Genomic DNA, 13,190 nt, shown 5'->3' with positions numbered 1-13,190 from the left:
ATACTGTTTGTATGAATGATATTCAGGGAAAGGGCCGTCGTAATTTTTTAAAGACGACCGGACTGGCAACAGCGGGTATGTTGCTGACTCCATTTAATGCGACCACATTTGCAGCGGGTAACAGTCATGTACACCAGCCGGCAATACTTGGCGGAACACCCATCCGTACGAAAGAATGGCCTGGCTGGCCCATATGGAACAAGGATACTGATGAACAGCTTGTTGTAGATAACCTGAGGAGTGGTGTCTGGTCGCGCGCAGCACGTGTGAATGAATTTGAAGAGAAATGGGGCAAGGAAACAGGTACTAAAAGATGTTTGTCGGTGGTGAATGGCACGAATGCATTGATTACATCTTTGCTGCAAATGAATATTGGCGGTGGCGATGAAGTGATTGTACCTGTGTATACATTTATTGCTACTGTTTCAGCCGTATTAGCTACCGGGGCCATCCCGGTATTTGTCGATACCGATATGGATACCTTCCAGATCGATACAACGAAGATCGAAGCTAAGATCACTTCACGCACCAGGGCTATTGTTCCGGTGCATATCCTGGGCATGCCCTGTGATATGGTACAGATCACTAAAATTGCCCGCAAACATAGCCTGGTGGTCATTGAAGATGCCTGCCAGGCTCATTTTGCGGAGATCGACCACAAACGCGTCGGAAGTTTCGGCGATGCCGGATGCTTCAGTTTCCAGAATTCCAAGAACCTGGCTATTGGTGAAGGCGGCGCTATCACCAGTAACAATGATGCGTTTATGGATCGTTGTTATTCCTACCATAACTATGGTAATCCCTATGGAGCGCTGGTGGGTAATGTGAATGCCGGAACAGTGATGGCAGGCAGTAAATTGCGGTGGACCGAATACCAGGCTGCAATTGGCCTGGTGCAATTAAAAAGGCTGGAAGCGCAAACCGAACAGAGAAATACCAATGCGGCCCTCCTGCGCGGAAAGATGATGGGTATACCCGGTATAATACCGTATAAATTGTACGATAATGTGACCAGGGCTGCCTTCCATTTATTCGCTTTCCGTTACAAAAAAGAAGAATTCAGTAACCTGCCTCGTGCCGGATTCATTGAGGCTATGAAGGCTGAAGGCATTCCCTGCATGGAAGGCTATTCCCCCCTAAATAAAATGCCTTACCTGGCAAATACTTTCAGGTCGAAGAATTACAAAAAAATGTATTCGGCAAAGGACCTCGATATTGACGCTTATAATAACAGGAATGAATGCCCGAAAAATGACCAGCTCTGCAAGGAAGAAGCCGTATGGATATTCCATTCCGTGCTGCTGGCTGGCAAAGAGGAAATGAATGATATCAGTAATGCGCTTGAAAAGGTCCATGCCAATGCTGATGAGATCAAAAAATCAATTAAATCATAACGGCTACTTATGAGACTATTGCAAAATGTATCGATCGCTTTAATTTTTATTATTATGAGCAGTGTGACCGGAAAAGCCCAGGATAAAAAAATTGCCGCCCAATATTTTAATTCAGGTTTTGCAATTGGGCATGATACGTATAACGCCATATCAGCAGCCAGCAATGGAAAAATATATTATGTTTTGAGTTCCCAGTCGATAGATACCGGTGGGATGATGTATGCCTTTGATCCCGGAACAGGAAAAATTGAATTTTGTGGTGATATCACCGGGGCCTGTGGCGAAAAAGGCACCCGTTCTATTTCACAGGGAAAAAGTCACGTTCGTTTCGTTGAGTCTGCAGGCAAGTTGTATTTCGCAACGCATGCAGGGTTTTATTCTTTGGTTGATGGAATGGAGAAAATGGGAATCCCGCCTGAGGGGTACAAACCTTACCCGGGCGGGCATTTCCTTTCCTATGACCTGAAGTCGGGCAAATTTGAAAACCTGGGTATTGCTCCACATAACGAAGGTATCCTTACCATGAATATGGATACCGCCAGGGGCATGATCTATGCCATTACCTGGCCAACAGGTTATTTCATCACCTATGACCTGAAAACAAAACAGGTGAAAGACCTGGGGCCGGTATCAGGTGAAGGGGAGAATGGCGCCGGTGCTGCATTTCGTACATTGTGCCGCGCCATTGCAATCAATCCGCTTAATGGCAATGCTTACCTTACAAATTCAGAAGGGGCGATATTGCGGTATACACCTGGCAGCGATAAACTGGTGAAAATTGAAGAAGATATGAAGAAGGATTATTTTGGCTTGTATGATCCTTCTTCACCTGGCCATATGGGTTATAATTGGCGGCAGATCAATTGGAGCCCGTTGGACCAGTCCTTTTATGGTGTGCACGGCAATTCAGGCTATCTATTCAGGTTCAATCCCGCCACAGAAATGATTACTGTCCTGGATCGTATCACATCAAAAGCATCGAAGGAATCGGGCATGTTCGACCAGTTTAGCTATGGGTACCTGGGTTTCATCCTGGGGCCTGATAAACGTACTTTGTATTACTTAACGGGTGCACCGGTTTATGACCATGGCAAGCGCTTAAAAGGTAAGGACCGTACGGCTATGGGTGAGGCAAAGGGATTGGAAGACCTGCATTTAATTACCTATGATATCAAAAGCAATACTTATACCGATAACGGAGCAATCTTCTATCCGGATGGCCAGCGGCCTTTATATGTAAATTCCATTGCAGTGGGTAAGGATGGAACTGTGTACACCCTGGCAAGGGTAACCGAAAAAGGTGCCACCCGCACAGACCTGGTGCGTATCCCGCATAAGCTGATTAAAAAATAAACAGGATTGCATGAAAAAAATCTGTGGCATATGCTGTCTTTCCCTGGCCATTTTCCTGGTCAGTTTTGGTCAGAAAAAAACTACTGAGATTCAGATCAGGGCTGGGGTTGCCAGTGTTAATATCACACCGAAAATGCCATTTTGGATGACAGGTTATGCCGCCAGGAAAACGCCTGGTACGGGTGTTTTGCATCCCATTTGGGCAAAGGCGTTGGTGATCGAGCAGGATGCTGATAGCCGCATCATTATAGTTACGGTTGATGTGCTCGGGCTCTCACATGAAATCGTTACTGATGTATTCAATGCAGCGCATGATAAATATGGTATCCGGCGTTCGCAGTTGTTATTGAATTCTTCGCATACCCACTCTGGTCCCATGATCTGGCCATGCCTGGAAGTGATTTATGATTTCTCTGCAGAAGACCAGAATATAATAGCGGAATATAACCAGCAATTGGCCAAACAAATTATTGCAGCGATCGATACAGCGATGGCGAAACTTGCTCCTGCCAGATTATCCAGCGGACACGGGGAAGCCGGTTTTGCAATCAACCGCCGCAACGATATTCATCCAAATGGTCCGGTTGACCATGATATTCCGGTATTGAAAGTGGAATCGATCGGGCAGGGGATAAAAGCTGTATTGTTTGGCTATGCCTGCCATAATACAACATTGGTAGATGATAATTTCCTGATAAATGGCGACTATGCCGGTTTTGCCCAAAAGAAACTGGAAGCAGAATTTCCTGGTGTAACCGCCATGTTTTTAATGGGATGTGCGGGTGACCAGAACCCTTCACCACGGGGAACCGCTGCCATTGCAGAGCAGCATGGCAATACCCTGGCCGGGGCAGTAGCAAAGACCTTGAAAGGAACCATGAAGCCTGTGCTGGCACCGATCCGCACAGATTATAACCGGGTCTTCCTGGCTTTCCAGCCATTCGACCTGAAACGCTACCAGGAAGAGATCAGGAGTGCAGACCGTTTTTTGCAACGAAGGGCTAAACTGATGCTGGATGCTTATAATAAAGGTTGGTCGGTGGACAAGCTTTCATACCCTGTCCAGGCAGTAAGATTCAATAATGATTTTACCATATTGGGTTTAAGTGATGAAGTGGTTGTTGATTATTCGTTGTTGTATAAAAAAATATTTCCTGGAGAGAATTTATATGTTGCCGGGTATTGCAGCGATGTACAGTGTTATATTCCATCGAAAAGAATCTTGCAGGAAGGCGGCTACGAGGGCAATGAAAGTATGATCTATTATGGACAGCCTGGCCCTTTTGCTGCAGATGTCGAAGAGAGGGTTACCAAAACCGTGCTGCAGGTAATGCGCAATGTGGGCGTGGAAAAGATCACGCTGCCAGCTGCAAAGGTTTCGGCTGAAAATCTAAAAGGCACACTGGGAACTTATGCTTTTCCGCCTAAATTGGCAAATGGTGAAGTGGATGGGAAAAAACTGATCGCAGAATTGAAGGAGATCCATGCTAATACCTATCATTGGCTGGCCTGGGGAAAACAATCTGACCTAACAGCGTTCAAAAAATTCCTTCCCCTGGCGCGTGAAGCAGGCATAAAACTTTGGATCACCCTTGTACCACCGTCAGAAGCTCCACCTTTAGCCAGGGATTATTCAGAACCTTTCCGGCTCGACTACATAAAATGGGCAGAAGAGCTCGCGAAACTGAGCCTGCAGGAACCCACACTGGTTGCATGGAGCATTGATGATTTCGTGCATAACCTGGATGTTTTTACGCCAGAGTATATGCGAAAAATGATCGGTAAGGCGAGATCCATCAATCCCAAACTGGCATTTATACCCTGTGCTTATTATGAACAGGTGACACCGAAATTTGCTATTGACTATGCTGAATTCATGGAAGGGATATTATTCCCTTATCGCAATGAATCTATTGTTGCTAACCTTGATGATGCCAGTACAGCTGAGGCAGAAATTGCCGGTATCCGTGCCTTATTTGCACCGGATTTTATGATATTCATCGATATTTATGCGACTGGCCATAGTGCTTATGGAGAAAGTACTCCGGCTTATGTCGAAGAACTGATCAGGGCAGGCCGGAAATATGCTGATGGGGTGATGATTTATTGCCACCAGGATCCTGTTAAATACCCGGAGAAATACCAGATCCTTCGCAAGGGTTTTTCGGCAAAGCCCTGAATGGCCACAAATAAAATTTTATGCAACGGATTACTGATCATACCAGGAACCCAATCTGTTTTTATCTAGCTGTTATCCTGTTAGGAATGCATACAATGGCATTGGCGCAAAGAACAAGTTTCCGGTGCAGGCTGATTACCCTGGATCCTGCGCATTTCCATGCTGCCCTCGTACAAAAGACGGCTTATCCCCAGGTAGATAATACCGTATATGTGTATGCACCGGAAGGTAGTAAAGGATTGAAATCACACCTGGACCTGGTGGAGTCTTATAATACCCGTATTACAGCACCAACAGCATGGAAGGAGGAAGTGTATACCGGAGCCGATTTTTTTGACAGGATGTTGCGTGAGAAAAAAGGGAATGTGGTGGTGCTGGCAGGCAACAACCGGTCAAAGGCCGACTATATCAGCAAATCCATAGAGGCAGGCTTGCATGTGTTTGCTGATAAGCCTATGGCCATCAATAGCGCGGGCTTTGAGCAACTGAAAAAATCATTTGACCGGGCAGCCGAAAAAAAACTGCTGCTATATGATATAATGACAGAAAGGTTCCAGGTCACCAACAGGCTGCAAAAGGAACTATCAATGCTGCCGGCTGTATTCGGGCAATTGCAAAAAGGTACCACCGGCGATCCTGCGGTTGTAACAGAAAGCACACATCATTTTTTTAAATTGGTTTCCGGTAAACCATTGGTGCGGCCCGACTGGTTTTTTGATGTAGAACAACAAGGGGAAGGCATTGTAGATGTATCCACCCACCTGGTTGACCTGGTACAATGGCAATGCTTCCCAAACCAGGAAATTGACTATTCAAAGGATATCCGTATGCTGGCTGCTAAAAGATGGCCTACGGCCATGACCCTTTCACAATTCAGGGAGATCACCGGTACCGCTTATTTTCCAGCCTTCCTTGCCAAGGATACCAGGGATTCGGTTTTGCAGGTGTATGCTAACGGGGAAATGAATTATACGATCCGGGGCGTCCATGCAAGGATAGCTGTGATGTGGAATTATGCAGCCCCTGCAGGTACCGGCGATACCCATTTCTCAATGCTGAAAGGCAGCAAGGCAAAATTGATCATCAGGCAGGGAGCGGAGCAGGGTTATGTTCCTGAACTTTATATTGAACCCATCAGGGCTACCCCTGAATATGAACAGCAGCTCAGGAAAGAATTTGTAAAACTGGAGAAGAAATATCCGGGCCTTGCATTATTACCCGTACCAAATGGCTGGCATGTTTCTATCCCGGCAAAATACCAGCTCGACCATGAAGCAACTTTTGCAGAAGTAACCAAACAATTCCTTAAATACCTGGATGACGGGAAAATGCCCGCATGGGAAAAGAAAGGCATGCTGGCGAAATATTATACCACTACCGAAGCCCTGCGGATTGCGGTTACAACTAACCGCTAGGTCGCCGGTTGCAACACTGCATAAATTTTCAATCCCCCGAGATTCAGGTGGATGACAGATTTTGTTATGGTGATTTTTTTTGCCAGGACTTTTGTTTTTTGTGCATCCTGCTCCGGACTCATCAATATCATATCCGGAAGTTGGATCCTGCGGGTATCGAGCTCATAGGCCAGGGAATTATCTGTGATCCCGGAATCAATATCTTTTATAAGTGGTATGCCTGATAAATCCTGGATATCAGCAGGTGTGGCTGTAAGTGCAGCATTCATGAAATGGATGACTGGCTGGCCTTTATAGAAACGGAACCTTGCTGCCCAGCGGGTATCGCCCTTCACCTGTTTCAGGACCGGTTCAAATTTGCCGGACAGGATTTCTTTCTCCAGCGGGTTCCCATTCAGCGCCGATTCGATGAAATTAAGGCGGGCATATTTTTTCTGCTGCAGTAAGTTTGACAACGGTGTCTTACGCAGGTTTCCTTTGTGATCGTGCGTGCCAAAAGGAAGGGCGATCCAGGCTGTGCCGCCTTTCGATAAATAAGTTTGCAGGGCATTGAATTGCTGGTCAGATACGCAGCCCACACCATCCAGCACAACCGGTGTTTTTTCCTTGCTCAGGGCATCAGCATCCGCGAGTTCTTCTGATCGAACAAAACGATAGCCCACATTGTATTTAACGAGTTGGGTGGCCCAGGCCTGGGAGCGATCCCAATGTTCGTAACCAGCAGCATCGCGCCAGCCATTTTCGCGACAAAAATAATTATTCACCAGCCTGATCTCAACCAGGTCCTGTCCATCACGATAATAGTAGTCACTGTATTTTTTTTCCCAGTTATTGGGTTTGGTGATCACATCTTCCATTTCATAAGCATTGGCAGGATCTTCTTCCAGTCTGCCGTTAAGTGTACTGCTCCAGTTTGCTACACCCCAGAAGCGACCCAACCCCCAGCCCAGGTAAGCACCTTTTTCGGAGAGTGCATAACTTAAGGCAATGGCAGGGGCGTTACCCCTTTTTGCGGCAATATCTTTTTGGTGCATGGCTTCACCTTCCATATCTACCCAATTTACATTACGGATATTGGTGCCAACATTTTCCAACATGAATATATCGAGGTAGGGCGCCATTTTTTCGAGATCCAGCGCCACTGCATTTAATACAATTGGTCCCGTATTCGAACAGCAGGTCATCAGGGGTTTATCACCCAATATTGATTTAATCAGTTTCACGTGGTCGCGGATGGAATCTGATTTCATGCGCAGCCAATCGCGGTATACCGGGTTGGTGTAATTGCCCCAAAGCAATTGGTTCTCCCGGGTAGTATCACCAAAGAAATTTTTGTCGGGGAAGGCCGGGATCTCATGGCCATAATCGCGCCGGAACCTGTCGCGGCAATAGATACAGCTGCAGGTGGTATTGCCGGGGTAGCTGCACATATCATCCACTTCGATGCCATCAAAAGGGACTTCTTTCATCAGGCGTTTCAGGTATTTGCCGTGCATATCGTGAAGTCCGGGATTGTTATGGCAGAAAGCTTCATATTGGTATTGGCTGGCATAACCGCGGCTCCCATCCCGAAGGTCCACTTCACATAAATCCTGGTAGCGGTGGCCTTCATACTGGGCATATTTTGCCGCTTCGGGTTCGGGGATCAGCAATACACCCAGCCGTTCATATTTATTCACGAACCGGAAATCTGCTTCATTCCTGGGCCGCGTAATATGGTTGCAGGAATAGTGGTCCATGAACCTGATATTTTGTTTGTGCAGTTCTTCACAAACATTGTTATAATAACCATGCAACTGTTTGAAATAGGGGGCGAAATCGAAGCGGTTATGAAATCCAAAATTTATGGCGGTATCGATCTGTGCTTTCGCGAAATTTTCAGCCCGGCGTTTAATCTTGTCGCGGATGGCTTTCTGCGGCCACTGGATATCCTGTATATCACACCACCAACTGGCTGCACGGTTGGGAATGAAACCTTCGTTGGCTGGATTATTGCTAGTGCCGCCCATGCTGTTTAAGGTAAAAAGACCACCACTATACATTGCCGGCAGGGGCGACGAAAGACCTAGTCCTGCCCCTGCTGTTGCTGCCAGTTGTATGAATCGCCTGCGGGTCGTTTTCCTTTCCATATAGTGGTGGTTTAATGTTCACTATTCCAAATCTACTTTTTCACCCAATGCGGCTTTTCCACTAATTCTTTTAAGTACTGTATTATTTTAACAAGGCGGGTAATCCGGCAAACTGATCCAGGTAAAATTTGGTTCAATGAAAGAGCCGCATTTTTAAAACAGCCTTTTGCTACCAGGTTATTGTTTTAATGCTTGTAAATATTAAAAAAGCGCTGTCAGAAAAGTTCAGGAAATATTGTTTTACGCAGATTTACGGTTCTTTATAAATGATAATAGTTGCATTTGTGGTTTGAGCAGGCTTTCCCCACCTCCACATGAGTGTTAAAATATCAATTAAAAAGGCTCAGATATTCAGTAATGGTTGCTAAGGATTTGGACCTGTTTAGTATCCTTTTAAGTATACAAAGCGAACAAAGGTTGCAGCTCCTGGAATTTATCTCCATTTGAAAAAAGGAAGGTGCATCATTGCTGATACACCTTCCGGCTTAGTCCTTTACAAACTTAGTTCCAGGCTGCCTTCATTTCCCGGAACATCGAATGCAATAGCTTTGATGGTACATCCTGCCAGCGATGGATTTGCCTGCTTTGCAGTGTAGGTGTAATCAACACCATTGTTGTTCTGCAGGCAATTTCCCTGCTCCAGCAGGGTGCCGTCTGCGGCATAGATCTCCAACAGTACATTGGCCACGCGGAAATCATCCTTGGCCCGGATGGTGAGGATATCACCCACAGCACCGGTGTATCCGCGGCTGGTGATACCCACCACTGCCGGTGGATTGATGAAATCTTCCAACGCCCTGCTGTATACGTTCTGCCTGGGTCTTAAGCTAGCGGCATAGCCTGCTACCATTGCGGGGTCATTGATAATGAATTTTGCATAACGTGCGGCCAGCAGGAATTTTTCCTGGGTCTTTGCCTGGGCCGCTGTAGCAGCGCCCGTCCTGGCTTTTGGCGCTTTGGCCACAACAGTTTTGCCTGCCCACTCGCGGAATACAAGTTCTTTCCCGAGGGAGCCTTTGAATTTTCCGGTAATGACGGAATTGTTTGAATTTGCCATAATAAAATTGGTTTTTTAAATAAAGAATTGGTTTTTAGATATTCCGGTCCCAAAAATCAAACCATAACCGCTATTTTTTTTCAATTATGTGACGGTCTGTACTCATTCTTGTGACGGGCTATACTCATTCCTGTGATGAATGTCTGTTTTACCTCGAAAACACCTCTTTGCCTCCTCTTTGGGTCCTCATTGGGTCCTCGGAAAGACCTCCGGGGCCGAGGACCCAAAGAGGACCCAATGAGGTAGTATCGGGGAGGCAATGAGGACTGTTCCCGGAAAATCAATGGCAGGGGTAGTATATGCGCTTATTTTTTTTAAATTAGGTATCATTTAACCTTAAACCCTCGCAAAGCATGTTGAAACCCATATTCATCTGGCAGGATAAAATCCTGAAAAAAGTAGATCCGCTCGAAGTAACCTTTTTGATAACAGAAGGGAATTATACCAAGATCTGTTTTACTGATAAAACTTGTTACCTGGTAAGATCAACCCTTAGCGGGGCCATGAAAAAACTTCCGCCGGATATCTTTATTCAAACGCACCGGTCCTATGCCGTCTCAGTTTTTTTTATTGATCATATTGCCAAAGATCATTTGATCATTGGAGACATAGCGATTCCCATTTCCAGGCAATATTATGAGCGGGTAATTGAGCAACTACAGATTATCCGGTGATGCTATAATAAAACAGGCTGATTTCCATTCAGGTCTTACGCAATAGTTATAACCTATTTGCCTAATAGTTTAGAGATACTGGGTTTATATTCTATATTGGCGGCATCCTGAAATGAAAAAATGCTTTATGTTTAAAAGAGGGTTAATTGTATTTATATTAATTTCTGTTTATGGTCTTTCCTTCAGCCAGTCTAATTTCATTGATGCAATCATCATAAACCGGGCCGGGGACAGCGTTCCCGGAAAAGTTGATTACAGGAACTGGAAAAACAATCCGGAGAACATTGTTTTTCTCAACCTTTCAGGTGATAAAAAAGTTTTCACAGGTGCCGATATTAAAGGCTTCTATATTCCTTCTGTTAAGGAATCCTATGCGGGGTATAATGTTGGAATTGATATGTTGCCGGGGGATAAGGATCTGGCCATCAGCAATGTTTCAATTGATTCCCCGACTATACACAGGCCGGTTTTTTTACTACAATTGTTAAGGCATCCTTCCCTTACCTTATATCAGTTCAGGACCCGTCAGAAGGATCACTATTATTATGTAAAAGATAACCAGCAACCGGTTGAATTGATTCATAACTATAGCTATGAAGAAGCCAATAACCGGGTACTGGAACATTCGCATTATATCCACCAATTGGATTCCTTGTTTTCTAGCTGCACAGCTGTTCAGCAGGAAGCCGGTACGGTTAAGTACACCAGCAAAAGCATCACCAATATTTTCCTTAAGTACCTGGAATGCACGGTGCCAGGGTCTTCTGTTGAGGTTAAGAAAAAAGATCCGACTACAATTAAATTCGGGATAATCGGGGGCGTATCGATAAATAGTTTTGATTTTACAGGAAGTAGTGAACTGGCAGCTGACAATTACAGTGGTAATGTTTCGCCCATATTTGGGTTGTCCATGGATATAGGCCTGCCAAGGAACAGGAATAAGTGGCATTTGGTAAATGAACTTGGCTATAAGGCCTATGCAACTGAGAATAGTTTAACCAACACAACAGTAAACGGGTATGGAGTTAACACTGACGTAAAGATGAGTTTTTCCTATGTCCAGCTAAACACCCTCGCCAGGTATATCTTTTACGGTAACAAGAAGATGGATTTTTATTTCAACGCGGGAATCGGGAATGCTTTTATGATAGCAGAGAATGAAAACAGCCTTCATGCCGTTTATTCTTATGGAACTGAGGTTGATGGCAAAGCGATAGAGGGCCCAAGGAGGTATGAATTCTCTGTACTTGGGGGAGCGGGTCTTTCTGTCGGGAAGATACAGTTTGAATTCAGGTATGCCTTTAATAAGAAAGGCTTTTCCCCAAGTTTTGCGCTGGATGTAAATCCAAGGTCTTACCAGTTCCTGCTGACTTACCAGTTCTGATTGTAAACACTGTTAAATTACAGCCCCAAATGAAAATTAATGGGAAAAGGTGACGGTTATTGTATTAATGGTTGAGCCAGTTGCGTATGGATCGCGAATGACATACTTAAGTGAGGTTTCAGTTACCTCAACGTTATAAAAATTGTATCCCCAGCAATTTAAAATAGATTCATTTTCCCTGAATTCCCATTTGAAATCATAGAACAGGCCAGTAGTGCCAGGGCATACAATAGCCCCCGCATACTTTTGGGCTGTTCCATTCGTATAAAAAGTAGTGATGTCATCTTTGACACAGGCTGATTCAAGCGGAAAAAGATTCCTGTCAGCGATACTGCCATCCGTAGTAAATGTGTCACCATGAAACATTTCCCCGGTCATTATCCAGGGGCCAGCAGTCAGCAATGCTGTTTTTGTTTTAGGTGTGTCATGATTTTTATTACAGGCAACAGGTACGAAAATAGTGGCAAGAATAAAGAGGAGACAATACTGCCGTACAGATTTTATTTTCATTGTATGGAATTTCATTACTTGGTAATATATAAAACTGTGAGATAAACTGCCACTTTTACCTGCTTCCCAATTCAGGCCCATCGCCTTTCTTCCTGTACTTCCCTGGCCCAGTTGTTCGTGAATCACCAGTGCCAGTATTGTTAAAACGCCGTCTTTCTTTTGCGGCCAGGTGAGCTTTAAATTCATCTGACTTTGTGCTGATCATTACGCAATTGAACTCCGTTATTTCACCAGCCTGTTTCGCTTTGGCCAGGAATATATCGTAGGTGTCATCAATGTTTTTAAGGTGGTATTCCCGTATGCCGGAAATTAGTTTCCCGGTTGCTGTCTTATAGGATATTTTGTACCATGCCATGCCGGCAATTTAATGATTAATGTAATTTGTATAAAAATGGGGTCATGCCATACAGACACAAACTCAATGAAACTCTTTTAGCGATTGTATCTTTTCAATATATGATGCTTTTGTTGTTCTATCTCCAATTTATTAACAGGTCGCAGGCATTTATGTATGTTCCCATTTTACCGTTAATTTATTTACCCTTTTCTATCATGATTATTGTAATTGTATTAATAAGAAAAGGACAAGCATGGTTTAGGCAAGAGCTTAAATGGTCAACCATTATTCTGCTGATTTTATTTTTTGTTAGTTGCATTATTCTGTTTAAATGGATTTCTTCCCAATTTTAAAACGATAAGGAAAGAATCAAGTTGATCAGTTAATCTTTTTCCCAAATCCACCAATTGCAAATCCAGCGGAAAAAACAGCCGTTGCCCCTGTGTACACCTCAACTTATGGATTAAGCCAGACCAATTTTACCTGTTTCCCCAGGCACAATATAATGCAGCATGCGAACTCCTCCCTAAGTATAGGTCTGCCCAATCGAAATAGGATTAGGTATAGTTACTGCTTCTGATTATTCTGAAACTGGAATCACTTTCGCATATGACTTTCCTATTGAACTGGATTTGGAAATCGGGGTTAAATAACGGCTACTTTCCATATGACTAGTTTGAGGTGTAAATTGGCAACACTCTTTAAATTTAGCTATCTTCCAGTCCAAATTTAGATGGAGATTTACCGCTCCCAATTTC

At 44.4% G+C, this 13,190-nt stretch carries 10 protein-coding genes; 6 read left to right on the top strand and 4 right to left on the bottom strand.

Annotated elements, in window-relative coordinates; genetic code table 11:
• Nucleotides 1-11: 11 nt before the first annotated feature.
• The 4 genes from LAQ65_RS07015 to LAQ65_RS07000 are packed head-to-tail and all read left to right on the top strand — an operon-like array spanning nt 12 to nt 6,341.
• Complete coding sequence (locus tag LAQ65_RS07015; protein WP_224116238.1) at nt 12-1,394, top strand: DegT/DnrJ/EryC1/StrS family aminotransferase; 1,383 nt, start codon at nt 12-14, stop codon at nt 1,392-1,394.
• A gap of 9 nt (nt 1,395-1,403) precedes the next feature.
• Nucleotides 1,404-2,747, top strand: coding sequence for a hypothetical protein (locus LAQ65_RS07010; RefSeq protein WP_224116237.1), 1,344 nt, complete (start codon nt 1,404-1,406; stop codon nt 2,745-2,747).
• Nucleotides 2,748-2,757: 10 nt separating this feature from the next.
• Nucleotides 2,758-4,926, top strand: a complete 2,169-nt coding sequence (locus LAQ65_RS07005) for a neutral/alkaline non-lysosomal ceramidase N-terminal domain-containing protein (RefSeq protein ID WP_224116236.1) — start codon at nt 2,758-2,760, stop codon at nt 4,924-4,926.
• Between the two features lie 20 nt (nt 4,927-4,946).
• Nucleotides 4,947-6,341, top strand: coding sequence for a putative oxidoreductase C-terminal domain-containing protein (locus tag LAQ65_RS07000; RefSeq protein ID WP_224116235.1), 1,395 nt, complete (start codon nt 4,947-4,949; stop codon nt 6,339-6,341).
• Here LAQ65_RS07000 and LAQ65_RS06995 read toward each other — a convergent pair.
• Nucleotides 6,338-8,470 (bottom strand): twin-arginine translocation signal domain-containing protein, encoded by a 2,133-nt coding sequence (locus LAQ65_RS06995; protein ID WP_224116234.1) that lies wholly within the window; start codon nt 8,468-8,470, stop codon nt 6,338-6,340. The genes LAQ65_RS07000 and LAQ65_RS06995 overlap by 4 nt on opposite strands.
• A gap of 493 nt (nt 8,471-8,963) precedes the next feature.
• Nucleotides 8,964-9,527: a hypothetical protein gene (locus LAQ65_RS06990; RefSeq protein ID WP_224116233.1), complete on the bottom strand. Its 564-nt coding sequence runs from the start codon at nt 9,525-9,527 to the stop codon at nt 8,964-8,966.
• A gap of 353 nt (nt 9,528-9,880) precedes the next feature.
• Between LAQ65_RS06990 and LAQ65_RS06985 the strand changes: the two genes are divergently transcribed.
• Together LAQ65_RS06985 and LAQ65_RS06980 are read left to right on the top strand one after the other, a co-directional pair.
• Nucleotides 9,881-10,201: a LytR/AlgR family response regulator transcription factor gene (locus LAQ65_RS06985; RefSeq protein ID WP_224116232.1), complete on the top strand. Its 321-nt coding sequence runs from the start codon at nt 9,881-9,883 to the stop codon at nt 10,199-10,201.
• Between the two features lie 127 nt (nt 10,202-10,328).
• A complete protein-coding gene (locus LAQ65_RS06980; RefSeq protein ID WP_224116231.1) occupies nt 10,329-11,585 on the top strand; it encodes an outer membrane beta-barrel protein in 1,257 nt (418 codons plus the stop codon).
• A 36-nt stretch (nt 11,586-11,621) separates the two neighbouring features.
• Here LAQ65_RS06980 and LAQ65_RS06975 read toward each other — a convergent pair whose 3' ends face one another.
• Together LAQ65_RS06975 and LAQ65_RS06970 are read right to left on the bottom strand one after the other, a co-directional pair.
• A complete protein-coding gene (locus LAQ65_RS06975; protein WP_224116230.1) occupies nt 11,622-12,095 on the bottom strand; it encodes a hypothetical protein in 474 nt (157 codons plus the stop codon).
• Nucleotides 12,096-12,150: 55 nt separating this feature from the next.
• Nucleotides 12,151-12,450 carry a hypothetical protein gene (locus LAQ65_RS06970; RefSeq protein WP_224116229.1) on the bottom strand — a complete coding sequence of 100 codons (300 nt, stop codon included), beginning with the start codon at nt 12,448-12,450 and terminating at the stop codon, nt 12,151-12,153.
• Nucleotides 12,451-13,190: the final 740 nt, after the last annotated feature.

This window comes from Flavihumibacter profundi (genome assembly GCF_020076305.1).
Lineage (GTDB): Bacteria > Bacteroidota > Bacteroidia > Chitinophagales > Chitinophagaceae > Flavihumibacter > Flavihumibacter profundi.
The sequence above is the reverse complement of the archived record's forward strand: the minus strand, read 5'-3'. Positions and strand labels throughout refer to the sequence as shown.